Raw genomic sequence first — 23348 nt, 5'->3', positions numbered from 1 at the left:
TTCAGGAGTGGCGTCAAATTTGTATCCATTTGGAGTCGAGATTATCGATCCGATGGAACTAGTTCAGCTGCAACATGTATTCATAAGCCGTGATACCAAATACCCGTTTGAAATGCCGGTTCAGATGGGTCAGATCAACGAATCCGCAATCGGCAACAGCTGCATAGACGTCCTTGTGTGTTTCGATGGACTGACGGGCACGCTCCACCTTGCAGTTTAAGAAAAACTGGTAGGGGGATATGCCTGCATGTGCCTTGAATTCACGGATAAATTGAAACTTGGACATGCCAAATTCGGAGCTCAGATTGTCCAGCTTGAGCACATTTTCGGTGCTGCAAAACATGATTTCCTTGGCTTTTCGAACCAGACTGTCCTGAGGCAACCAGAGCTTGGTATCCATCTCCTTCTGAGCCAGCAGGTGAACCAGATCGAAGACCCGTTCGCTGCACTCGGCTTCATCCTGTCTGAGTTGAACGGCGTCGTTCAGCATCAGGATCTTACGTGCAAGCTCGGGATCATAGACGATGGGACTTCCAAAACGCAATTCCTTTTTGCCTATAATCTCCTCTACCAAATCCGGCTTCAAATACAGCATCACATAATCAATGCCAGCCTTATCATAGGAGCTTCCATCATGGGACTGTTCACGGTTAAACAACATGACACCATTTTGGTGAGAAGCCTGATATTGTCCGTCCAGGTTGTATTGTTGAATGCCGCGCAGCGTTACGCCAACCGCATACTCTTCGTGGCAATGTTTTTTGTATGCAAAATCAGTAAAGCTGGCGGATAGTGCCAGCACGTCTTGCGACTTTTTATAGTTAAACCGTTCCATGCAGCACACCTCCCAAGCTTTAGATCAATCCGGATACTATAATGGCTGAGTATAACAAAAAAAGCGCCATGAGAATACTCAGTAATTTTTGGTGCCGATTCAGCAGAGTTCTGAAAACCGTGCCAAAAACAACCCAACTGGAATAGGCCAGAAAACCAATGAAGGTAATGAGCAGCACGAACAGAAACGAAGAAAATGAACTTTGATAAAAGGGCAATACATAACTTGGAATGACAGTGAAAGTAAACAAGACCACCTTTGGATTCACAAATTGCATGATGAAACCGTTCCAAAATCCGGTAACTTGTTTCGGTGCAGCCTCGGTGGTACCCATCTTGTAGATCTGGTAGGCCAGATACACCATATACAGGCCGCCGACAATCTGCATCACCTTCAGGATTCCAGGCAACACTCCGGCAAGAAGATGATTGAGAAAAGCTGAAGCGGTAAGCAGCAGACCAAATGCCAGCGTAGCTCCCCACACATAGTGCATTGTTTTTCGCGCGCCTACCTTCTGAGTAGACGATAGAATGACGATATTGCTGGGGCCGGGGGTGAACGTAACAACGATGCAGTAGATTAAAAAAGATGCAAGATTCATGATGATGCTCTCCTCTGGTTGTAGTCTAGTTCCATGATCATACGTCCAGAGGGGAAAATCATATAGTACATTATTGCAGCAGATACACCGTTAGCAACAGGGGCTTCCGTTTAAAAGATAAGGGGGAGTTTTCTTTTTGAATGATTGCGTTTACAATTTAAACGAAGTACAAGGTGATCAGACCACTTGAGGAAGTGAACGGAATGAAAAAAATGCTGCTGGTTTACATTTTGCTAATCTCAGCATTTGCGTTGTATGTGTTGAGATTCGAATACACCAGTCAGGTAAACCGTTCTTGGGAGGACCGGGGGCTGCGCGGCGATATCGGGGAGACGTATATCATGATTACATTCCAGTCCGGGCTGGAGTATTGGAAGAGCCCGCTCAAAGGTTTCGAGGATGCCGCGGATGCGCTTGGCGTGACTGTAGAATATCGCGGAGCTACCCGGTATGATGCGAAGGAGCAGACCATGGTGATTGAGCAGGCCATCGCTCGTAAACCCGCAGGCATTGCCATATCTGCAATCGATCCGCAATCGTTAGTTCCAGCGATTAACAAGGCAATCGACGCAGATATCCCTGTTGTATTATTCGACGCGGATGCACCTGATAGCCAGGCCTATTCTTTTCTTGGGACAGACAATTACAAGTCGGGTGTAATGGCTGCCGATAAAATGGCTGAACTGCTGGGTCGTGAGGGAGAGGTCGCAGTATTAACCCTGCCTGGACAACAAAATCATGAAGAGCGCACGAAGGGCTTCCGCGATACGATCAAGGAGAGGTACCCTTCCATGCAGATCGTTGAAGTTGCAGACGGACATGGTGATGCGATGGTATCCAGAGACGAAACACTGAGAATGATGAAGGAACATCCGGAGCTGGCGGGTATTTTTGTGACTGAAGCTACCGGAGGAGCAGGGGCGGGGGAAGCAGTTCAAACTGCCGGGGACAGACATCCATTGCAGATTATTTCGTTTGATACGAATAAGGCAACATTGGACATGATCAAGAATGGTACGATCTCGGCTACGATTGCACAGGGAACCTGGAATATGGGATATTGGTCACTCCAATATCTGTTCCATCTGCATCATCAGTTAACGGTTCCTGCCCCATCCTCATCCGGTGAAAATGCACCGCTTCCCGTGATGGTGGACACAGGGATCTCTGTGGTGACACGCTCGGATGTGGATGATTACTATGCCAAATAACAAGGGAGATTTCAAGAGTCCAAGGCCTTGGAGCAGGAGAGCGATTCTCTCAACTTTCAGGAATGGGATTCGGCGTTTACGCTTGCGTAATATGCCCCTTCGCTACCAGCTGATGCTGCTTTTTCTGCTATTCGCCATTGTACCTTCCGTAGGGCTTGGGTTGCTTGTGAACTGGACGGTGGAGCGGGTAGTTGAGCGACAGGTTGAAGGGCATACCATGCAATTGATTGGCAAAGTGAATGAAGCTCTGAACAGCAAAATGGAGAATTTGCAAAACATGACCTATCTGATTGCATTTGACCCGGATATTGATGCTTTTATGAACGACAAAATGCCACCGAATGATGATGCAGGCATCGAATCGATGAACAGGGACACAATTACCGAAACGGAGCAAAATCGGTTATATAGCATCAAAAAAACCTTGCAGGGGTTCACAACGTTGTATCCTGAAATCGCCGGAATTGTTCTCGTCAATGCAAGTGGTGACTATATTAGCAACGAGATGTATCCCCGAGCGGAACAGAGCCTGATCCAGGAAAATTGGTACCAAAAAGCTTCGGTCAATCCGGGCATCTTCATGGTATTGGGTCAGCCGAAAGAGCGTAATCTCACGACACATGTACGGTACAAGGATGATGAGATTGTATCGGTTGCACGTTCCATAACGGATGAAGCGTCAGGACGTGTGCGGGGCGTTATTATGATTGATCTTAAACTAAGGTCCGTCTCTCAGGCTGCCCGTAATGTAACCTTGGGGAAATCCGGTTATGTGATGGTGACGGATGCAGAAGGTCAAAGTGTATATAAGCCGGAGCATCCTCTAATAGAACACATCCCCACAGACTGGTTCCCCTCCGGTGAGAGTGGAACATTTACCGCCGAAACAGAAGGTGGACGGTTATTATTCATGTATCAGTCGTCTACCTTTACGGGTTGGAGAACGGTAGGGGTATTTCCCACAAGAGACTCGATATCCGAAGTACGTCAAATCCAGTTTTACGTGGTTAGTTTTGTATTTGTGGTGTGTTTGTTTGGCCTGAGCGCCTCTTTATGGTTCTCCCGTTCCATTGCTCAGCCCATTTTCCGGCTCATGTCCTACATGCGCAGGGCGGAGACCGGCAATCTCAGACCAGGCCGCTGGAGTGATCGCGCTGACGAGATTGGCATGCTTGGCAACAGTTATAACCGAATGCTGGCACAGATTCGACAACTGATATCACTTAATGAATTGCGGGAACGGCAGAAGCGCGACGCTGAAATGCGAAGTTTGCAGGAGCATATCAAACCACACTTTTTGTACAATACCCTGGATACGATTCATTGGATGGCACGCAAAGAGGGTGCAGAAGATGTATCCGGCATGGTTGGCGCGTTATCTCGATTATTTCGCATAGGGCTTAGTAAAGGACAGGATTACATTCCGCTGCATTCCGAGATTGAGCATATGACCAGCTATATGCAAATTCAGCAGACACGATACCGCGATCGTCTTCAGTATACATTGAATATTCCAGAGGAACTGCGGGATCTTTTTGTGTTAAAGCTGCTGCTTCAGCCCCTGATAGAGAATGCAATCTATCATGGAATCAAGGGCAGGCGTGGGCCGGGACACATTCGGGTGGAGGCCAGATTGGAACATAACAGACTGCTGCTGACCGTTCAGGATAATGGAGCAGGCATGTCCAACGAACGGCTTGCCGAGATGCAGCATCTGCTCGAAGCTCCTTTGGCAAGTTTGGAAGCGTCTTCGCCTGGGATGACAGGCAAAAGTTATGGAATGTTGAATGTGCAGGCCCGTCTCCGGCTGTCCTTTGGCGATGAATACGGTATTGTGCTGGAGAGCCAGGAAGGGGAAGGGACTAGTGTGACCATCAGTCATCCGTTGATGCGAGAGCTCCCACCAACCAAGCAAATCAATAACGAAGAGAGGCAGGAGAGTGAATGGGGAAATTCATGAAATCGACCGTGACAACTTCCACAGATGAGACATCCGCATCAACCACAGTAATGGAGATTACGCCGGATAGCCATGTGGCGAAGAAATACCGCGTGCTCATCGCTGATGATGAACCGATCATTCGTGAGGGGATTCGGGATGCCATTGACTGGACAACGCTTGGGATGGAGGTTGTAGGTGAAGCGGAAGATGGAGAGGAAGCGCTGGAACGGGCGGCTGACCTAGGTGTGGATATTGTTCTCGTTGATATGAATATGCCGTTCCTGAACGGAATCGAACTAATCCGTGCCCTTCAGCAGAAGTGCCCGGGCTGTCGTTACCTGATCATCTCGGGACATGATGAATTTGCATATGCGCAGGAGGCGGTTCGTCTTGGCGTAGAGGATTACATCTTAAAGCCTGTGCAAGCAGAACAATTACATGCTGCACTTGAGCGATTGCATCAGCGACTTACTGAAGAGCACCAGAGGACGGCATATGTACAACAGGCAGCTCATCAGATTGAACGTAATATCCCGTTGCTTCGCCAGCGATTTATGCTGGAATGGCTGGAAGGGCAGGCTGAGGGAAGAAATTTGACGGAGCAGCTTGTGTTTTTACGGTTGCCCGCCGCCCCACCTGTGCAGATCGGGGTTGTACGCTGGCCTGCCGCTGAAGCTCGTCAGACGATACTGAGAGAGAATGATCGTCAGTTGTTTCTGTTTGCAGTGGAAAATATAATTAGTGAACTGCTGGGGGACGTGCCACATGTCCTGTTTCGGGACGTAAGCGGCTTGATCGGCATGTGTCTGTGGCAGGAAGCCCCTGAAGAGATAGAGTCTCTTTTGGAACAACAGATCAGTTCTTGCCTGAATATTGCCATTCATGCTCATGTGGAGACACATGCAGGGACACTGGAAGAAACGCCGGATACGTACCGTCATTGCCGTGAACGGGTATACGGGGAAGTGCAGTTGTCGCCTCTGGTGCGCCGGGCAAGACAACTTATTCACGAAGAGTATGCCGATCGGGAACTGACTCTGGAATCGCTCGCTTCCCGTCTACAAGTATCTGCTGTATATCTTAGTCGTGTGCTGAAGAAAGAGCTGAATGATTCCTTTGTCACGCTTGTCACGCATGCTCGCATTCGCAAGGCTATACAGCTGTTGGACTCAACAACACTGCCGATCCACACCATAGCTGAGCGTGTAGGTTATGATACCCAACATTATTTCAGCACTGCATTTAAGAAAAAAATGGGCATTTCACCAGTGCAGTATCGAAAGAACGGGGGGACAGCTTATCATCCTTCCGCGAATTAAATATCGTATTACAGTTGTTCATTCAGACGTGTGATAAATGAGATGGATGTGTTCTACTTCGTGTGAAGCGAAGTGGAGCATGTCCTTTTTTTGTCTCTGGTATGGTATCTCATGGGTCACAATTGTACTTTAAGCGTTTCCATCAAAAGTTAAATTTTTATAAAAAAGGTTCAAAACGTGCAAAGACCTTGCGGCATCTCCAATGCTACCATTGGTCTCAGACAGGAACAGCAAGCAACAGGATGCACTACATGCATTGTAAGCGTTATCTTATAACTCATTCAGAACCGTATGACGTGAGGAAAGGGGAACTTCATATGAAAAAAGGAGCAATGCTCATCTGGCTTTTGGTGATGACCTTGATGCTCTCGGCCTGCAATCTGGCAGAGAGTGGCCCAGGCAGCAAGGAAAAGGGATATGTCGGTATATCGATGCCAACCAAATCATCAGAACGATGGGTGGGAGACGGGGAGAACATGGTCCGTCTGTTTCAGGAGCAGGGGTACAAAACCGATCTTCAGTATGCTGAGGATGTGGTCGAGAATCAGATTTCACAGATTGAAAACATGATCACCAAAGGTGTGGATGTGATGGTGATTGCATCCGTGGATGGCAACACGCTGACGGATGTAATCAAGAAAGCGCATGACGAAGGGATACAAGTGATCTCGTATGATCGGCTCATTCGTAATACGCCTTACTTGACCTATTACGCCACGTTCGACAATTTTAAGGTGGGTGTGCTTCAAGCCTCCTACATCGAACAAAAACTTGGACTTAAGGATGGAAAAGGACCGTATAACATTGAGCTGTTTGGTGGCTCTCCTGATGATAATAACGCCTATTTCTTCTTCGATGGCGCGATGTCTGTCCTGAAGCCGTACATCGATTCCGGCAAGCTGGTCGTACGCAGCAAGCAGATGACGATGGCCCAGATTGCGACTTTGCGCTGGGACGGTGCACTGGCCCAGTCACGGATGGATAACCTGCTGAGTGCCTATTACTCAGGTGATAATCTGGATGCAGTGTTATCTCCTTATGATGGAATCAGTATTGGTATCATCTCATCCTTGAAAGGGATCGGTTATGGTACCTCGAACAAGCCGCTGCCTGTCATTACGGGTCAAGATGCCGAACTTGCTTCGATCAAGTCGATTGTTGCCGGGGAACAGACGCAGACGGTGTTCAAGGATACGCGGAAGCTAGCGGAGAAAACGGTAGAGATGGCCAATAGTATTTTGCAAGGAAAACAGGCGGAAGTTAATGATAAAAAATCATATAACAACGGAATTGAGGTTGTTCCGGCGTATCTCCTGGATCCGATCTCCGTGGACCGTACAAATGTGGAGCAGGATATCGTGGGTACACAGTATTACACGAAGGAAGAAATCGGACTGAAATAATGAATGAAAGGAGCACATTCCATGGCCGGAATCATTCTGGAAATGAAAAACATCACCAAAACCTTTCCTGGCGTCAAAGCGCTGGAAAATGTGAATCTGAAAGTCCGTGAAGGCGAAATTCATTCCATATGCGGTGAAAATGGCGCAGGTAAATCTACGTTGATGAAGGTACTGAGTGGTGTATATCCACATGGCACGTATGAAGGCGACATTTTATTTCAGGGCAAAAATTGTGAGTTCAAGGATATTAAGCAGAGCGAGGATCTGGGAATTGTCATTATCCATCAGGAGTTGGCCCTGATCCCCTACCTTTCGATTGCGGAAAATATATATCTGGGCAATGAGCGTGCCAGCAGAGGAATTGTCAACTGGAAGGAAACTTTTGTAGGTACACGGGAACTGCTCTCGAAGGTGGGACTGAGTGAAAATCCAAACACGCTGGTATCCAGCATCGGGGTAGGCAAGCAGCAACTGGTCGAAATTGCGAAAGCGCTCTCCAAAAAGGTACGGCTGCTTATTTTGGATGAGCCAACCGCTGCGCTGAACGAGGACGACAGTGAAAATCTGCTGCAATTGATGCTGGAATTCAAGAAACAGGGCATCGCCTGTATCCTGATCTCACACAAGCTGAATGAGGTATCCAAGGTATCCGATTCCGTGACCATTTTACGGGATGGCAAGACAATTGAGACATTGGATATGAAGAAGGAAAACGTGACGGAGGACCGGATTATTAGCGGAATGGTAGGACGTGATCTCACCAGCCGTTATCCGGAGCGTCATGCCACCATAGGTGAAGTTATCCTTGAGGTAAAGGACTGGACGGTATATCACGAACATCATGCCGAGCGGAAGGTACTGGATCAGATCCATATGAATATCAGACGTGGTGAGATTGTAGGTATTGCCGGGCTGATGGGCGCTGGGCGTACCGAGCTTGCCATGAGTATCTTTGGCAAATCCTATGGCCGGAATATTTCGGGACAGCTCATCAAGAATGGTAAACCGATCCATAACAATACCGTCACGGAGGCCATTCAGAATGGGTTTGCTTATGTGACAGAAGACCGCAAGGAATACGGACTCATTCTGATGGATGACATCAAGCGCAATATTTCCTTAACGGGTCTGAGCAAGCTGACGCGAAACGCGGTAGTGAACGAGCGCGAAGAAGTACTGGTGGCGGAAAAGATGAAGAAAAGCATGAACATCAAAGCACCAAGTATTTTGCAGAAGACCGGTAATCTGAGTGGAGGCAACCAGCAAAAAGTGGTGCTCAGCAAATGGATTTTTGCCGGACCGGATATTCTTATTCTGGATGAACCTACCCGTGGTATTGATGTGGGCGCGAAATTCGAAATCTATACGATCATTCATCGACTTGCTGCTGAAGGCAAGGGCGTACTGGTAATCTCATCCGAGCTTCCGGAGGTTCTTGGCCTGTGTGACCGGATCTATGTGATGAATGCCGGGCGAATCACCGGTGAAGTCAGCCGGGAGCAAGCATCGCAGGAAACGTTGATGAGATATATGACCAAGTCTGGAGGCGGCAAGCATGGAAATGATAACAAAACTGTTCAAAAATAATATCCGTCAATACGGCATGATTATTGCCTTGGTAGTGATTATGCTTTTGTTCGAGGTACTGACAGGTGGGCTGTTACTCAAGCCGATTAATATTACGAATCTGATCTTGCAGAACAGCTACATTTTGGTTCTGGCGATCGGAATGGTGCTGGTCATCATTACCGGGCATATTGACCTGTCTGTCGGTTCCATTGCAGCCTTTGTCGGTGCCGTTGCCGCGATCATGATGGTTGATTGGCAGCTTCCGGCTTGGCTTGCGGTCATCGCTTCTTTGCTGGTTGGCGCTTTGATCGGTGCATGGCAAGGCTTCTGGATCGCCTATGTGCGAATTCCGGCATTTATCGTGACGCTGGCAGGTATGTTGCTGTTCCGCGGCTTGACGATGATTGTGCTGGAGGGGCAGTCCATCTCTCCCTTTCCGGGTGGATTCCAGAAAATAAGCTCGGGCTTCCTGGCGGACATTCAATTCTCAGGCTTCGGTCTGATATCCATCATTGTGGGTCTTGTGCTCACCGTCTGGTACATTGTCAATGAACTGCGGGAACGCCGTTCCCAGCGAAAATATGGATTCGAGGTCGTGTCACAGGGACTGTTTTTGCTCAAGCTGATTGTGGTGGCTGTCGTGACAAATCTTTTTACATTTGTACTCGCAAGTTATGCGGGTATTCCGAATATCCTGGTCCTGCTGTTTGTCCTGATCGTTGTGTACTCCTTCGTTATGAATCGAACCGTCATGGGACGGCATGTGTATGCGCTTGGAGGTAATGAGAAGGCCGCAGGTCTGTCCGGAGTCAAAACGAAAAAGGTAACCTTCTGGGTTTTCGTGAACATGGGTACACTTGCCGCGGTATCCGGGTTGATCTTCGCCGCACGTCTGAATGCGGCTACGCCAAGAGCGGGTACCAACTTCGAGCTGGATGCCATTGCGGCCTGCTTCATCGGTGGTGCTTCCGCTTCAGGGGGCATAGGTACGGTATTTGGTGCCATCATCGGTGGTTTGGTTATGGGTGTGCTGAATAACGGGATGTCCCTGATTGGTCTCGGTATTGACTGGCAGCAGGGAATTAAGGGATTGGTACTACTGCTCGCTGTAGCGTTTGATATCTATAATAAAAATAAAAGATCGGCGTAATACTTGATAAAATGAAAAACAGACCTTGATCTCATCAGGATCAGGTCTGTTTTGTTGTATGCACAACTTATTTACATCAAGGCATCGAGGAAACGTGTGGCAATCCCAAAATAGATAAACAGGGACAAGATATCATTCAATGTGGTGATTAATGGGCCAGAGGCAACAGCCGGGTCGACTTTGAAACGACTAAGCAGAAGCGGGATGCATGTACCGGTCAGTGTACCAATGACAAGAGTGAGGAACAGAGATACCCCAATAATGGCGCCCAGCAGCCAGTCCCCTTGCCAGAAATAAGCGATGACAGTAATCAGTAATCCACATACCAAACCAATCATCGTGCCTACTTTGATCTCCCGACCAATCAGTGCGAGTACGGTGGCTTTGTCGAGTTTGCGTCCGATCAGTCCGCGTACCACAACAGCCAGAGATTGTGTTCCCGTGTTCCCCGTCATACCTGCAATCATCGGCATGAAGAATGCCAGTGCTACAACCTGATTGAGTGTATCCTCGAAGAAATCCACGATGCTTCCCGAGATTAGACCAATCAGCAGCAATAGAATGAGCCAGGGAAGTCTGCGTCTGACGGCCACAAGTGGTTTGGTATCAAAATCGATATCCTTGCTGCCGCCCCCCATCTTGGCCAAATCCTCACTTGCTTCATCCATAATAATATCGATAACATCATCCATTTGGATGATACCGCATAACCTGTGATTCTCATCCACCACCGGAAGTGCCATAAACTCATAACGCTGCAGAAGCTGTGCTGCTTCTTCCTGGTCCATATCCACTGTTGCATGGATCACCCTCCGGGTCATCAGTTCTTCAACCTGGGTCTTATCGTCAGCCAAGGCAAGGGATCGATAACTTACGACACCGACCAGTTTGCCTTCATTATCGGTTACATAGAGATAACTGGAGGCGGAGATATGCATGGTACCTTGTGATTGTCGTAAGGCTTCCTTGACTGTCTCATGAGCGAGCAGGGTCCGATATTGATCTGTCATGATGCGTCCTGCCGTCTCCGGCGGGTAATTAAGCACGGACCGGATAATGGCAGAGTGGTCCAGGTTCATATTGGACAGCAATTCTTCTCTGCGTTTGGCGGGCAGATCGTGCATGAACCGAATCAGATCACTTTTGTCCATCTGTTGCATGACTTCAAGTGTTCGTTCCGGCCCAAGTCGTTCAAACAGTTGAATCTGTTCGTGCAGCTTCAAGGTCTCGGCGAGATCCGCCAGAGCATCGGGTTTGAACAGGAGCAGAAACCGATTGGTTTCTTCTTCAGGGAACTTTTTATATACAAGTGAGAGGTCGTAGGGATGCAGTTCTTTCACCAATTTATAGAAATCGTGCAGGTTCCGCGATTGGACATGTTGTACGAGTTGTCCGGTGATCTCTTCAACAGAGGAATCTTTCTTGGAATCAGATTCTTTCATATCGACACTCCTTTCTAAAAGGTTAGCTTCATACTTTTAAACGAATTGGGTTGGCGGTTAAACAACGAAGAGAAAAAGAGAGTACCAAAAATGATATTGTAATCTTGCTCAAACATTCGATATGAGCTTACAAACAGTCGCTGCAAGGATATACTTGTTCTATAGCAACAAAAGAGGAGGACATGTGCGAGTGGAAGCAGATATCAGAACACAATTGCTCAGCCTGGCTGAGCCGGAATATCAGAAATTCTCAGCTGCGCTCATTCCTAATATCACTAATGTACTAGGTGTGAGATTGCCAGTCTTACGAAAGATTGCCAAACAGATTGCTGCCGGGGACTGGCGCACGTATCTGGAAACGGCAGAGGATGAATATTTTGAAGAAGTGATGTTGCAAGCAATGGTCATTGGACATGTACAGGCCGATCTGGATGAGCTGCTGAAGGCCATTGAAACATTTGTACCGAAGATCGACAATTGGTCGGTGTGCGACAGCTTCTGTGCAGGACTGAAATATACGAAGGTCCATTCGGAGCCCATGTGGGCGTTCTTGCAGCCCTATCTGAGATCAGATCAGGAATATGAAATCCGGTTTGGCGTGGTAATGCTGTTGAATTTTTATCTGGATGAGAGATATATCGATCAGGTTCTAACCGCATTGGATCAGATCCGGCATGAGGCTTATTATGTAAAAATGGCGGTTGCTTGGGCCATCTCGATGGCTTATGTGAAACAAGATGAAGTGACCATGCGTTATCTGAAGCATAATACCCTGGACGATTTTACGTATAATAAGGCACTTCAGAAAATCACGGAATCTTATCGCGTTGATCTGGAGAGCAAGCAGATGATCCGCAGTATGAAACGAAAGGTGAAGAAGCGGGTTACCTCCTATATAAATTGAACTAAACATTTACACGAAACGGAGAGGACAGAAAGAACCTGAAGAAGCAAAGTGCTCGCCTAAAAGCTTTCTGAAAGAAAGCTGCATCGGAAGCATATGCTATCCCCGGATTTCCCCTTTATAAAAGGAATCAAAAAATCTGGGGATAACAGCGATCGGAAGGTTGTTCTGTCATCGGAGTGGCCAGTGTAAATATTATTTAGTTCAACTTATATAGCATTAAGCATTCCACCGGGGAGAGGGCGATAAACGGATGAGAAAAATGTTGATGTACACCACGATGCAGTTGGACGGTCGTCCATGGGTGCTGCTCGCTACGGAACAAGGATTGTGCCGAGTGGTCATGCCCAATGAAACACTGGAGGACTGGAGCGGCTGGATACAAAAAGTTGCACCTGGTGTGGAACTGGAAGAGAACGAGGATGCTCTGAAACAAACAGGTATGATGGACTGGTTGCAGTCCTATTTTGCAGGGGAACCGATGGCTTATACAGATGCCATCCCACTGGACTTGATCGGTACCCCTTTTCAGCAGGAGGTATGGAGAGAGCTGGGGCGTGTGCCTTACGGTGAAATTCGGACCTATGGTGACATTGCCGCTGGGATTGGAAGACCTTCGGCTGTGCGAGCGGTTGGGGCTGCAAATGGAGCCAACCCGATTCCGGTGCTGTTACCATGTCACCGCATTATCGGGGCTAATCGCAAGCTGACCGGGTTCCGTGGAGGCCTGGAGATGAAGCGCAGACTACTGGATATTGAACAGATTGAAGGCGTGACCGATGGAGGGCATGCGCGGTTTCATTTCTAATGCAGGCACTTCATTGTGCCTGTTTTTTTGTGTTTATTAAAGTAGAGTAATGTAAACGATCCGCATATGGAACACCAACGTTTTACATATTTTTGCACGGTGAAACCGTATGGTACCATGGATCATAGATCAATCGGGATCCGGGGTACGTAATGCCGGGTGAGAAAAGAGGAGTGACATTATGAAGCAGGCCTACTGGTTAACCAATGTGACTTTGGAACGGAGTTATGTCCGAGAAGGGGACCAGGTGACGGGGACACGGACAAGTCTTGGTCATCTGTGGATTGAAGATGGAGTAATCGCGGCGATTGTGGAAGGAAACGACGAGCTGTCTAACGATCTACCACAAGTAAATGGCAAGGGACTTTTGCTGCTGCCTTCGTTCGAGGAGGCACATATTCATCTGGACAAAACGTACTACGACGGGCCGTGGACAGCGGTTAAGCGAATCTCTAGCATTTTCGAACGTATCGAAGAAGAGAAGGTTCTGTTGCCCAAGCTGCTACCAGATGCGAAGCGTCAAGCGGAGAGTATTCTGACCTTGATCCAGGGATACGGCTCCACTCATGTACGTAGTCATTGTAATATTGAGCCTGTCAGTGGGTTGAAAAGACTGGAGGCGACGCGGCAGGCTCTGGATTCATTTTCGGGCAAAATCTCTTCGGAGATCGTGGCTTTTCCACAGCATGGGCTGCTTCGCTCCCATACAGTTGAGCTTATGGGCCAAGCTATGCAGGAAGGTGCAACGCATGTGGGCGGACTTGATCCTCATACTGTGGATGAACAGATTGAGAAATCACTGAACGCCATGGTTGAACTGGCTGTTCAGCACCATGCGGGCATAGACATACATCTGCATGATAGCGGGCAGGCTGGGAAACAAACGCTGCTGGAACTCGCGAATCTGACCGAAGCAGCAGGGCTTCAGGGCAAAGTTACCGTGAGTCATGCGTTCTGGTTCGCTCGCGCAGAGCAGCAGGAAGCGGAAGACATGGCGCAGCGAATGGCTTCGCTGGGGATGAGCATTGCTTCCACGGTGCCCATGGGCAGAACGATGATGCCTCTTCCCATGCTCCACCGTATGGGCGTGAACGTGAAGCTGGCAACAGACAGCCTGACGGATCATTGGTCTCCTTTTGGTAACGGAGATCTGCTTGAGAAAGCAGGACGCTTCGCAGAACTGTACGGATATAGCGATGAATGGTCCTTGTCTCAATCTTTGGCATGGGTAACAGGTGGTATCACACCGCTGGATTCGCAAGGGCAGCAGGTATGGCCGAAAGTAGGAGATACTGCGAACTTTGTATTGGTGCATGCGAGTTGTTCGGCGGAAGCCGTTGCTCGGCGATCTGCGCGGCAGGCCGTATGGTACAAGGGGCAATTAGTGAGCGGATCGACATCGGATTGAAGAAAATAGAGCGGCTGGAGCCACGGGAAACCGTGGCTTTTTTGCATGGGAGAAAAAGAGGAAGGAACTGTTCGCATATACCACATTTTGGGTTATGATGGACGTAGTTAATGAAGGGGGCAATTCCAATGAAGATTGAATATGCAACGGAAGCCGACTACGAATATATTATTGAGAGAGATCGGCATGTCCATCAGCCACTTGTGAAAACGAAGATGAGTGAGAAAGAAATATTCATCCTATGGGATGAGGGGGCAAGAGTTGGATGGATGAGGCACGGATATTTCTGGGACAACATTCCCTTCATGAATATGATCTGGATTGATGAACCCTATCGAAACGGCGGATTTGGCCAAAAAGCCGTGCATCACTGGGAAAGTCTCATGAAGCAACAAGGCTTCGATACCGTGATGACTTCAACGCAATCAGACGAACATGCCCAACATTTCTATCGAAAGCTGGGGTATGTTGATGCAGGGGCACTGTTGCTGGATACACAGCCTTTGGAGATTATTTTGATCAAGAAAATCTAGTAAATGAAGCTGCAAGGAGAGATGATTGTGGATGTGAAGCAAGTGGCCCTACAAGTCATAACCAAAGAAAATGAACTCGAATGCATCCACCTTAAACCGCGGGAAGATCAGCTGGAATTGGTAACAAGCAATGTTGATTCATTGAACCATGCGACGAAGGAAATTACGTCCAAACCATACGGCATTTTTGCAGAGGAGCAGATGGTCGGTTTTATTTTATTTGATAATGAGATTTACAATGACGGCTATTACTGGATTCTGCGCTTCATGATTGATGAGAAGTACCAGGGGAAGGGTTACGGCAAACTTGCTATTCAAGAAGTGGTTCGTATGTTGCAAGAGAGAAGTGATTGCCAGCAAATCAGGGTATTATGCGCTGTATAAGCGTTGCGGGTTTCAAGAAACGGGTAAGTTGGAGGACAACGGTGATATCATTTTAAGTTATCAAGTGAGGTAACAGGGAGGGCAAGCTCTGATGATTAGAGAGGCAGAAGCTAGGGACGCAGCGGTTATTGAAAGGCTGTATAAAGAATTATTGCCGAACAACTTAAACACAAAGGTACTGGCAGAGCGTATTGAAGAAGTTCGGAATAATCCGGACAGTTTCTTGTTCGTTTATGAAATGGGTGATCAGGTGATCGGAACGGCTCATTTACATATTTGTCTGGATGCTTTGGTGGAAAATAGACCATTCGGCGTAGTTGAGCGGGTTATCATTACGGAACATGTGCAGAGCAAGGGATATGGATCTGAATTGATGAAACACATAGAGCATGTATGTGTGCAGAAAAATTGTATAAAGGTGTTTCTAACCAGCGGATCATCCAGAAAAGAAGCACATCACTTTTATACGAAACTGGGATACAACGGAGATTCCAGCAAGGCATTTAAAAAGTATTTATAACTTATAACATTCATCAAGGAAAAGGAAGTAGAAGTAAAGAAATGAAAGATAACAAACATCCGGTTCAAGATCTCCGACTCATCGTTACCTTGCTTGTGGCTACTCTTTGTTGTCTAGGTGTTGTGATGTATTTACGTGCCCAAATAGATACGAATATGTATCGATTTTTAAGTTGGGATATGTTCCTGGCATGGGTACCATTCATCATCTCATCCTGCATTAGATACATATTCAATAAGAAATTAACCACAACGAGCATGATATGTATGGGGCTGATGTGTGGAGTATGGCTCTTTTTTCTGCCCAATGCGGCCTACCTTTTTACGGAGATCCTGCATTCATTCAGATATTTTGATGCTCAAGGGGAAACCAGATTCTGGGTTAATATTGATTTTTGGTATGGACTCACCCTGACGTTTGCCGTAGCGATCATAGGATTGCTGCTCTCGACTTGTTCGATCATTCAAATCCACGGCATGTTAAACAAATTAGTAAATAGGTACATTAGTATGATGGTTGTCGGTGTTATTTTGCTATTGAGCAGTATAGGGGTCTACATTGGTAGATTTAATCGGTGGAATTCGTGGGATGTATTATCCCGACCTGGGAAGATCTTCGTGGATCTTGTGAATGATTTTAATGCAGCGAACAGCATGATGGTTGAGTTTGTCGCCATTGTATTTACGGTTCAACTTTTTGGATACGTTATCGTGTCCTTGCTAACCGCAAGGTCGGGCAACTAATTATTCCATTTGAAAGGGTAAGGATCTGAAATTATGAAGGCGATAACGCAGGAAATTACAGAAGAATTGTTGGCTGTGATGGATATGTACCAAAGAATCGCACGGCAATTCTCGCAGGGGCGTACCATTTGCTGTCCAATGCGGATGTAATCCACGGAGAAGAAGAATTAACGGGAAACTGGTATTTTGATGTTCACGGCGAGCACTGTATGTTCAAGAATACAGAAACAGGGCAGACATTAGAGGTTTTCCTTGGTCGTCTTCGTATTTCGAGAATCCGTTTAAGGACATGTTGGATTTCTTCGAACGTTTGGAGACACAGAATGTGTTAATTCATGTTCATGGGGTGGCGTATAGAACGGTTCTTTAATTGCTGTACATTTAATTAAAATTGAGGAGGAATGACGTATGAGTTTAACAGAATGGTCCACAGATATTCTTCAATATGATCTTTCGGATGAATATTCGCTTCGAATGGCTGAGCCTGCGGAGTGGGGCGTATATTGTTCCGTTTATTATAATATGCGTTATGTTGGATTTTTTAGGGAAGAAGAATTCAGTTCCTCGAAGAGTAACGCTTATTGGATCTACAAGGAAGAATGCAAAATAGGCGGGGTACGAATGGAGCCTAACCAGATTTATCATTTGTTTTTTATACCACCATTTCAACATTCATTTGAGGTACTCAAGCTTCTAAGGAATATGTTAATGCAATGGTCAGATCGTACAAAACGTATACAGACATTTGAAGTTCTTCCAGATCAAGTGGATCTATACGCAAGAGCAGGATTCTGGCCGGTGGAGTTCAGATGTCGCTGGATGCAGCGGCCTACAGATCATTTTGAGATCGAGTGGGACAGCAGGGTAACTGTAAAGAGTTTGGAAATTATCGAAGATGAAGCGGGTACCCGAAAGTATGTGAATGAGGCTGAAATTGCTCAATGTGATCTGGATAGTTTTGCAGGAAGTCTTGAAGCTACACGAAGAAATAAGACCTCCCTTGCGGATTTTATACCTGACGAAGATCCCAATTATACGAATGAGATTCTTACTCAGGCATCTACACTTGTATACGATAAGGAAACGGGGCAGCTTATTGCCAACTGTCGTCTTTGTCTGCAAGATAATCAGGCTGCCGTATATAGCATAGGGGTTCGCCCGGCATATAGAGGAAGAGGGCTTGCTACACAGATGTTACAGAGAGCATTGAATGCGCTTAAGGGTGAGTATCCCGTTCTGCGATTGTATGTAATGCAGGGAAATGATGCCGAGTCCGTATATCTGAATATGGGATTTATTCCGGGCGTACAGGAGATTCAGACAATGTATATTCCAGAGGAGGAATCACAATGAAGGTTGCCATCTTAACCGATATTCATGGGAATGTTCCTGCGCTTCAAGCGGTATTGGCTGATATCGATTCCAGAGTGGATGTTGAGCATATATTTTGTTTAGGGGATATGATCGGTATTGGCCCTTACTCCAATGAAGTGATTGAGATGTTATACAGTCGTAAAAATATGATAGCGATTTCAGGGAATCACGAAGAGGCCGTATTGAGTTTGCTCCAAAATAAGGGTCCATTAGAAGGGCATAAAGGCATAGCCGAGCACCATGAATGGATTGGTAAACATCTAAGTGCGGAATCGATCAAGAGAATACAAGCTCTGCCGAAATTCGTTGAAAAAGAGGTAGAAGGACATCGGTTCCTTCTGACTCACTATCATATGAACAACGACAAGCTGGATGTCATTGATAGAGAATCATCCGGAACCAAATTGGACGCAAGGTATCAGGGGACGGCCCATGATTTGATTTGTTTTGGTCATCATCACATTCTTCATTATTATAAGACAGATCAACGAATCTATATGAATCCGGGAGCTTTAGGCTGTAACGATCTTGCCATTGCCAGATATGGGATCGTGGATATCCAAGAGGCCAAACTGGATGTAAAATTCATTGGCATTCCATATGACAACAGGGAGTATCTGAAATCGTATGAACGATTGAACGTTCCGGATCGGGCTTTTCTTTTGAAGGCATTCCATGGAAATCAGTTGGAGAGAGAGTACGGGGAGGAGTAAACGTTCGTAGCAATGAGCACACAAAAGAGATATTATCAGAGTTAAGAGAAATTAAGGAGTTGTTGAAAGAGCGAAAGTAAAGAGGAGGGATGTCTATGATTTACGATTTACAAGGTGAAACCAATATGGAGCCTGTTGTGGGGATGTTATTTTCCGCAGTAACAGAGAATAGCCAGCGACTTAATTCGATTACAGAGGGTATGTCGCAAGAAGAGGTAGATTACAAAGGGGAAGAGAACCAGTTTAATAGTACAGCTCAATTAATACGACATATTACATTCGTTGATATGAATTGGGTTTATAGAATAAAGGAAGTTGTCCTTCCGCAGCCATTAATAGAGCAATATGGTCCCATGATCGATGAAAATAATAGACTTCCGCTGATTCAAGGATTGCCACGGGACACACTTATCTCTCAATATGCGGGTGTATTAACCCTTCTGAAAGAAACATGCACACATATAGCAGATGCTGACCTGGATCGAGTAGTTACTTTTGGACATCAGAACGAAAAGCAAGCTACGATACGTTGGGGATTATGGCATATGGCTGACCATAACCGTTATCATCAAGCTCATATTAATCAGCTAAGAAAGTGGTTCCAGACACAAAATGATTGCTAACACATAGGCAGGTCATTCTTCTAATGCCAGATCTGATGATATCACACCTACCCTATGCGGTTACTTCAGATCTGAAGTACACGTATAACAATATCCTGATCATGATTACCAAAACCAGCACCATAGATCGTTAATCCCCCTACGTTAGGGCTTTCCTCGTCAACCGTGAAGCGTAGCGTCCAGAAAGGTTCGCTAAGCTTAATATCCGCGAGTGTGATGTCCGACATCCGCTCACCATCCATATAGGTACCGGAGGCATCAATACGAATGGTCTTCAATAATCCATACTGATTTACATTACGATGCCACCATTCTGGTGTATATTTCCCGCGCGCTGCTCTGCCAAAGTCGGCAGGGCTTGTCCACGTTCCGAGAGAAACGCCATTGAAGGTGAAACGAATATCGGAAGGCCAATGATCTCGTAATCCCGGAGCTTCAGACGCCAGTTCCATCGAAATTTCAATAGCATCGGTTGTCTGGTCAGGAAGGACAAAGTTCGGTGTTTTATATTCAACATAGCCCTTCCCAAACCACAAGATAGCGGCGTGTACACGCTCAGGATCAAGGAAGTAACGCGGATCGTCCCATACGCCGATTTCTTTCTCAAGTGTCCCTAGCCCACAGGTAGGGTGAATATCAAAAGCAGTATAGTGCCCGACGGATATCGTCTGCTCTCTGGTTCGTGAAGTTTGGCTTGCGGATGGCAGCTCGATCTCAATCTGATTTTGCTTGAGGTAACATAATTTGTGTGTTCCTCCGTTAATCCGAACTCGTCTGCTCCCAACTAGACCTGCATCCTCCAGTTTACGAATATGCATCGTGACAATGGAGGGGCTAAGCTCTAAAGCTGCCGCAATATCCTTCACATTCTTTTCGCGATCTGCAATCATATCCATGATTCTCCATCTGACTTCACTTGCCAGCGCCTCGTATAAAGGAAGGAACTGGGGCTCCCCATTTGCTTTGATCATCTGTACAACTCCCTACCCTCAATCTCTAAAATCATATATATATTAATTTAATGAAATTAGCTCCAAGATACAATCCAGATTCATTGCAAGTTTATAGCCAATGGTGTTTAATTTTTGTAGTTGCTATGAAGTTGGATTCTTATATTTATGAATTTTAGCATAAGAGGTGGAGTATAGTGAAATACAATAACCCTGTTGTTAAAGGTTTTTATCCAGATCCTAGTGTGATCAAAGTCAATGATACGTACTATATGGTGTGCAGTTCTTTTCAATACTTTCCCAGCGTACCGCTCTTTGAAAGCAAGGATTTGCTAAATTGGAAGCAGATTGGTCACTGCCTGACTCGTAAAAGCCAGATTCAGCTGGAGACGGTGAACAGTTCCGGCGGGGTATTTGCCCCAACCATCAGGCACAATGACGGGCGTTTTTATATGGTCACAACCAACGATACAACGCATCAGAATTTCTATGTCTGGACGGATAATATCTACGGAGAATGGTCTGAGCCTATCTATGTGGATCAAGGCGGGATTGATCCCGATTTGTATTTTGAAGATGGGAAGACCTTGTTTATGAGTAATGGGGTGGATGATGAAGGCGTTGGCGGAATTGTCCAGTGTGAGATTGAGATTGAAACTGGCCGCAAGCTGACCCCGAGTCGTTCGATATGGAACGGAACAGGTGGACGATATCTGGAAAGTCCGCATCTCTATAAAATGAGCGGTTATTATTACCTGCTTGCAGCTGAAGGCGGCACCGAATATGGTCATATGGTTACGTATGCTCGGGGAACTTCATCTTCGGGTCCGTTCGAAGCCTATGCGCACAATCCAGTTCTGACCAATCGTAATCTGGGCGGTTATGAGCTCCAGGGTGTGGGGCATGGTGATCTGGTTGAAGATGATCTGGGAAACTGGTGGCTCTTTCACCTGGGATTCCGACAGATCGGCAGATGGGCGACGTACCATCATCTGGGCCGGGAGGTGTTCCTGACTCCAATTACGTTTGGTGAAGACGGATGGTTTACAGCCGGGCATGAAGGTACAACACTGACGAGTTTTGAGACCAATCGCATTCCCGACACGGTGATCCAGCAGGATAAGAAAAATTATACGTTTGAAAATACAGACTGGAACCTCGACTGGTGTTATCTTCGTCATCCAAATACAGAGCATTATCAGCTTGAATCTGACAAGCTTACGCTAACAGGAACCGATGTAACGCTGGACGTTCCGGCATCCCCGACGTTCATCGGGCTACGTCAAAAAGACTTTAATGCCACAATTTCGGTCGATGTCAGTCTGACGAGAGGTGAAGCGGGTATCACAATCTACATGGATGAGAATCATCATTATGAAGTGGCTATTCGTCAGGAACAGAACGGCTATAAGGTGATCGAGCGTCTGAATATCGGTGATATCAAATCGATAGAACATGAAGTGGATCTGGGAAATAAACAGGATGCAACGCTGGTGATCCGCTCAAGCCAGGAACGCTACAGTTTCCTGTTTCAAGCAGATGGTGAAGAGATTCTGCTGGGCACAGCACAGACGAGATACCTATCCTCGGAGGTAGCAGGAGGTTTTACAGGCGTGCTTATTGGTTTATACGCGAGTGGGCAAGATGCTTCAGCTGAGTTTACAAATTTCAAGTGTGATTATCACTGAGAAGTTAAGGGGGAGGGCCTAAGGGTCCTTCTCTTTTTTTGAATTTGTGTAAAAATATAGATATATTAATAAATACCAATAGAGATTTAAACTTGGAAAAAGCTCCTGTTATCTATATGGCATCCCTTAAATAATTTAAATGTAACAAATGGTTAAAAGAGCTTGTTATTAGTTATATAGCTTGATTAGATAACCAAGGAGGAGTTGCATGGAGGATCAATGGAGAATTGCAAAGTATGATCCGGCATGGCGTGATTTGTTTCTCGAAACGGGTTCGAAATTAAGAGAAGCGTTAGGAGAAAAGGCCGTGCGGATCGATCATGTTGGGTCCACTTCAATTGTGGGAATAGACGCCAAACCTATTATCGATATACAAATATCTGTTTCCAATTATGAAAATTTGTTGGACTATAAGCATGAGATCGAAACAGTCGGTTTTGTATTCAGAGCAGAAAATCCGGATAAGACTAAACGATACTTTCGGGAAGTGCCCGGAACCAGAAGGGTACATATACACGTTAGACAGGCAGGGAGTTTCTCCGGGCAGATGACCTTGCTGTTCAGAGACTATTTAAGGGAACATCCAGAAGATTGTTTGATATATGCGGAAGAAAAGCACAGACTCATGTCATTGTATAGAGATGAGCATCCCAAATATGTTGAAGGAAAAGGGCCAATGGTGTGGAGCATATTACAGAGAGCACATAGTTGGTCTCAAGAAATCGGATGGCAACCGGCAAAATCTGACGCATGAGCACATCCAATGATAGAGATAACTGTATTGGAGTGATGAGATGAACATGGGAAGAAAGCTGATAACAACCGTTCTAACCATCATTTGTTTTACTTTGGCTGCAAGTATCATATCGATGAATGAATCCTACAGTTTTGATTTTTACATTGTTATTTATCTGGTATACGCGACTCCCCTGATCGTATTGATCGGGCTACCTTTATCGATATTGCTGGACTATCTGCTCAGCCGAATTCAATTCGTCAATCGTGTGTTGTATCTAAGTACGAGGATATTGGGCTATGCATGTGCTGGAGTTCTAGGCATGTATATATATTATGTGCTCATGGGCGCAGGAGAAGAAATTCTGAATTTCAAAGAGACGTTAGTTCTGACCTTATTTGGCGTCCTTGCTGCTATCCTATTTGTACTGATCGATATGGGATTGGAAGTCTTGTTAAAGATCCGAAGTAGAAAGACTTGAATTAAATTTTC

At 46.2% G+C, this 23348-nt stretch carries 23 protein-coding genes; 19 read left to right on the top strand and 4 right to left on the bottom strand.

Features of this window, described 5'->3' with window-relative positions; translation table 11 throughout:
- Positions 1-58 precede the first annotated feature (58 nt).
- Together AC1S8V_RS22620 and AC1S8V_RS22615 are read right to left on the bottom strand one after the other, a co-directional pair.
- The gene (locus AC1S8V_RS22620) at positions 59-835 is read right to left on the bottom strand and encodes an AraC family ligand binding domain-containing protein (protein WP_482070863.1); all 777 of its coding nucleotides are present in this window, start codon (positions 833-835) and stop codon (positions 59-61) included.
- Positions 836-854: 19 nt separating this feature from the next.
- Positions 855-1436 (bottom strand): LysE family translocator, encoded by a 582-nt coding sequence (locus tag AC1S8V_RS22615; RefSeq protein ID WP_482070862.1) that lies wholly within the window; start codon positions 1434-1436, stop codon positions 855-857.
- A gap of 203 nt (positions 1437-1639) precedes the next feature.
- On the opposite strand from AC1S8V_RS22615, the gene AC1S8V_RS22610 reads away from it, so the two are divergent.
- The 6 genes from AC1S8V_RS22610 to mmsB all read left to right on the top strand — a co-directional run bounded on the left by AC1S8V_RS22610 (position 1640) and on the right by mmsB (position 10030).
- Positions 1640-2647, top strand: coding sequence for a substrate-binding domain-containing protein (locus AC1S8V_RS22610; protein WP_482070861.1), 1008 nt, complete (start codon positions 1640-1642; stop codon positions 2645-2647).
- A gap of 91 nt (positions 2648-2738) precedes the next feature.
- Entirely contained in the window at positions 2739-4607 is a 1869-nt protein-coding gene (locus AC1S8V_RS22605; RefSeq protein ID WP_482070860.1) for a cache domain-containing sensor histidine kinase, read from the top strand.
- A gap of 50 nt (positions 4608-4657) precedes the next feature.
- Positions 4658-5908 (top strand): response regulator, encoded by a 1251-nt coding sequence (locus AC1S8V_RS22600; protein ID WP_482074553.1) that lies wholly within the window; start codon positions 4658-4660, stop codon positions 5906-5908.
- Between the two features lie 317 nt (positions 5909-6225).
- Positions 6226-7311 carry a multiple monosaccharide ABC transporter substrate-binding protein gene (chvE, locus tag AC1S8V_RS22595; RefSeq protein WP_339186070.1) on the top strand — a complete coding sequence of 362 codons (1086 nt, stop codon included), beginning with the start codon at positions 6226-6228 and terminating at the stop codon, positions 7309-7311.
- A 21-nt stretch (positions 7312-7332) separates the two neighbouring features.
- Positions 7333-8898 (top strand): multiple monosaccharide ABC transporter ATP-binding protein, encoded by a 1566-nt coding sequence (mmsA, locus tag AC1S8V_RS22590; protein WP_482074552.1) that lies wholly within the window; start codon positions 7333-7335, stop codon positions 8896-8898.
- The gene (mmsB, locus tag AC1S8V_RS22585; RefSeq protein ID WP_482070859.1) at positions 8867-10030 is read left to right on the top strand and encodes a multiple monosaccharide ABC transporter permease; all 1164 of its coding nucleotides are present in this window, start codon (positions 8867-8869) and stop codon (positions 10028-10030) included. The genes mmsA and mmsB overlap by 32 nt, the downstream gene beginning before the upstream one ends.
- Before the next feature lie 71 nt (positions 10031-10101).
- Here mmsB and mgtE read toward each other — a convergent pair whose 3' ends face one another.
- A complete protein-coding gene (gene mgtE / locus AC1S8V_RS22580; RefSeq protein WP_482070858.1) occupies positions 10102-11472 on the bottom strand; it encodes a magnesium transporter in 1371 nt (456 codons plus the stop codon).
- Positions 11473-11662: 190 nt separating this feature from the next.
- Between mgtE and AC1S8V_RS22575 the strand changes: the two genes are divergently transcribed.
- The 10 genes from AC1S8V_RS22575 (at position 11663) to AC1S8V_RS22530 (ending at position 19482) form a co-directional block, all read left to right on the top strand.
- A complete protein-coding gene (locus AC1S8V_RS22575; protein ID WP_482070857.1) occupies positions 11663-12376 on the top strand; it encodes a DNA alkylation repair protein in 714 nt (237 codons plus the stop codon).
- 253 nt (positions 12377-12629) lie between these two features.
- Positions 12630-13184, top strand: a complete 555-nt coding sequence (locus AC1S8V_RS22570; RefSeq protein ID WP_482070856.1) for a methylated-DNA--[protein]-cysteine S-methyltransferase — start codon at positions 12630-12632, stop codon at positions 13182-13184.
- Positions 13185-13365: 181 nt separating this feature from the next.
- Positions 13366-14592: an amidohydrolase gene (locus AC1S8V_RS22565; RefSeq protein ID WP_482070855.1), complete on the top strand. Its 1227-nt coding sequence runs from the start codon at positions 13366-13368 to the stop codon at positions 14590-14592.
- Positions 14593-14720: 128 nt separating this feature from the next.
- Positions 14721-15125, top strand: coding sequence for a GNAT family N-acetyltransferase (locus AC1S8V_RS22560; protein WP_482070854.1), 405 nt, complete (start codon positions 14721-14723; stop codon positions 15123-15125).
- A gap of 3 nt (positions 15126-15128) precedes the next feature.
- A complete protein-coding gene (locus AC1S8V_RS22555; RefSeq protein ID WP_482070853.1) occupies positions 15129-15509 on the top strand; it encodes a GNAT family N-acetyltransferase in 381 nt (126 codons plus the stop codon).
- A 91-nt stretch (positions 15510-15600) separates the two neighbouring features.
- Positions 15601-16029 carry a GNAT family N-acetyltransferase gene (locus AC1S8V_RS22550; protein ID WP_482070852.1) on the top strand — a complete coding sequence of 143 codons (429 nt, stop codon included), beginning with the start codon at positions 15601-15603 and terminating at the stop codon, positions 16027-16029.
- A gap of 41 nt (positions 16030-16070) precedes the next feature.
- Positions 16071-16772: a DUF1361 domain-containing protein gene (locus tag AC1S8V_RS22545; protein WP_482070851.1), complete on the top strand. Its 702-nt coding sequence runs from the start codon at positions 16071-16073 to the stop codon at positions 16770-16772.
- Between the two features lie 408 nt (positions 16773-17180).
- Positions 17181-18125 (top strand): GNAT family N-acetyltransferase, encoded by a 945-nt coding sequence (locus AC1S8V_RS22540; RefSeq protein WP_482070850.1) that lies wholly within the window; start codon positions 17181-17183, stop codon positions 18123-18125.
- Complete coding sequence (locus AC1S8V_RS22535; protein ID WP_482070849.1) at positions 18122-18859, top strand: metallophosphoesterase family protein; 738 nt, start codon at positions 18122-18124, stop codon at positions 18857-18859. Before AC1S8V_RS22540 ends, AC1S8V_RS22535 begins: the two co-directional genes overlap by 4 nt.
- Before the next feature lie 95 nt (positions 18860-18954).
- A complete protein-coding gene (locus tag AC1S8V_RS22530) occupies positions 18955-19482 on the top strand; it encodes a DinB family protein (protein ID WP_482070848.1) in 528 nt (175 codons plus the stop codon).
- Positions 19483-19547: 65 nt separating this feature from the next.
- Here AC1S8V_RS22530 and AC1S8V_RS22525 read toward each other — a convergent pair whose 3' ends face one another.
- A complete protein-coding gene (locus AC1S8V_RS22525; RefSeq protein WP_482070847.1) occupies positions 19548-20453 on the bottom strand; it encodes an ArsR/SmtB family transcription factor in 906 nt (301 codons plus the stop codon).
- Between the two features lie 176 nt (positions 20454-20629).
- Between AC1S8V_RS22525 and AC1S8V_RS22520 the strand changes: the two genes are divergently transcribed.
- The 3 genes from AC1S8V_RS22520 (at position 20630) to AC1S8V_RS22510 (ending at position 23337) form a co-directional block, all read left to right on the top strand.
- Complete coding sequence (locus AC1S8V_RS22520) at positions 20630-22120, top strand: glycoside hydrolase family 43 protein (RefSeq protein ID WP_482070846.1); 1491 nt, start codon at positions 20630-20632, stop codon at positions 22118-22120.
- A gap of 208 nt (positions 22121-22328) precedes the next feature.
- A complete protein-coding gene (locus tag AC1S8V_RS22515; protein WP_482070845.1) occupies positions 22329-22874 on the top strand; it encodes a GrpB family protein in 546 nt (181 codons plus the stop codon).
- Positions 22875-22914: 40 nt separating this feature from the next.
- Positions 22915-23337: a hypothetical protein gene (locus AC1S8V_RS22510; protein WP_482070844.1), complete on the top strand. Its 423-nt coding sequence runs from the start codon at positions 22915-22917 to the stop codon at positions 23335-23337.
- Positions 23338-23348: the final 11 nt, after the last annotated feature.

It is taken from the genome of Paenibacillus sp. B46(2026) (assembly GCF_056786355.1).
The sequence above is the reverse complement of the archived record's forward strand: the minus strand, read 5'-3'. Positions and strand labels throughout refer to the sequence as shown.

What these genes read in the sequence shown, in the direction of transcription:
- AC1S8V_RS22620 (WP_482070863.1), bottom strand. Translation starts at nt 835, where the DNA reads ATGGAACGGTTTAACTATAAAAAGTCGCAAGACGTGCTGGCACTATCC.
- AC1S8V_RS22615 (WP_482070862.1), bottom strand. Translation starts at nt 1,436, where the DNA reads ATGAATCTTGCATCTTTTTTAATCTACTGCATCGTTGTTACGTTCACC.
- AC1S8V_RS22610 (WP_482070861.1), top strand. Translation starts at nt 1,640, where the DNA reads ATGAAAAAAATGCTGCTGGTTTACATTTTGCTAATCTCAGCATTTGCG.
- AC1S8V_RS22605 (WP_482070860.1), top strand. Translation starts at nt 2,739, where the DNA reads ATGCCCCTTCGCTACCAGCTGATGCTGCTTTTTCTGCTATTCGCCATT.
- AC1S8V_RS22600 (WP_482074553.1), top strand. Translation starts at nt 4,658, where the DNA reads ATGGAGATTACGCCGGATAGCCATGTGGCGAAGAAATACCGCGTGCTC.
- chvE (WP_339186070.1), top strand. Translation starts at nt 6,226, where the DNA reads ATGAAAAAAGGAGCAATGCTCATCTGGCTTTTGGTGATGACCTTGATG.
- mmsA (WP_482074552.1), top strand. Translation starts at nt 7,333, where the DNA reads ATGGCCGGAATCATTCTGGAAATGAAAAACATCACCAAAACCTTTCCT.
- mmsB (WP_482070859.1), top strand. Translation starts at nt 8,867, where the DNA reads ATGGAAATGATAACAAAACTGTTCAAAAATAATATCCGTCAATACGGC.
- mgtE (WP_482070858.1), bottom strand. Translation starts at nt 11,472, where the DNA reads ATGAAAGAATCTGATTCCAAGAAAGATTCCTCTGTTGAAGAGATCACC.
- AC1S8V_RS22570 (WP_482070856.1), top strand. Translation starts at nt 12,630, where the DNA reads ATGAGAAAAATGTTGATGTACACCACGATGCAGTTGGACGGTCGTCCA.
- AC1S8V_RS22565 (WP_482070855.1), top strand. Translation starts at nt 13,366, where the DNA reads ATGAAGCAGGCCTACTGGTTAACCAATGTGACTTTGGAACGGAGTTAT.
- AC1S8V_RS22560 (WP_482070854.1), top strand. Translation starts at nt 14,721, where the DNA reads ATGAAGATTGAATATGCAACGGAAGCCGACTACGAATATATTATTGAG.
- AC1S8V_RS22555 (WP_482070853.1), top strand. Translation starts at nt 15,129, where the DNA reads ATGAAGCTGCAAGGAGAGATGATTGTGGATGTGAAGCAAGTGGCCCTA.
- AC1S8V_RS22550 (WP_482070852.1), top strand. Translation starts at nt 15,601, where the DNA reads ATGATTAGAGAGGCAGAAGCTAGGGACGCAGCGGTTATTGAAAGGCTG.
- AC1S8V_RS22545 (WP_482070851.1), top strand. Translation starts at nt 16,071, where the DNA reads ATGAAAGATAACAAACATCCGGTTCAAGATCTCCGACTCATCGTTACC.
- AC1S8V_RS22540 (WP_482070850.1), top strand. Translation starts at nt 17,181, where the DNA reads ATGAGTTTAACAGAATGGTCCACAGATATTCTTCAATATGATCTTTCG.
- AC1S8V_RS22535 (WP_482070849.1), top strand. Translation starts at nt 18,122, where the DNA reads ATGAAGGTTGCCATCTTAACCGATATTCATGGGAATGTTCCTGCGCTT.
- AC1S8V_RS22530 (WP_482070848.1), top strand. Translation starts at nt 18,955, where the DNA reads ATGATTTACGATTTACAAGGTGAAACCAATATGGAGCCTGTTGTGGGG.
- AC1S8V_RS22525 (WP_482070847.1), bottom strand. Translation starts at nt 20,453, where the DNA reads ATGATCAAAGCAAATGGGGAGCCCCAGTTCCTTCCTTTATACGAGGCG.
- AC1S8V_RS22515 (WP_482070845.1), top strand. Translation starts at nt 22,329, where the DNA reads ATGGAGGATCAATGGAGAATTGCAAAGTATGATCCGGCATGGCGTGAT.
- AC1S8V_RS22510 (WP_482070844.1), top strand. Translation starts at nt 22,915, where the DNA reads ATGAACATGGGAAGAAAGCTGATAACAACCGTTCTAACCATCATTTGT.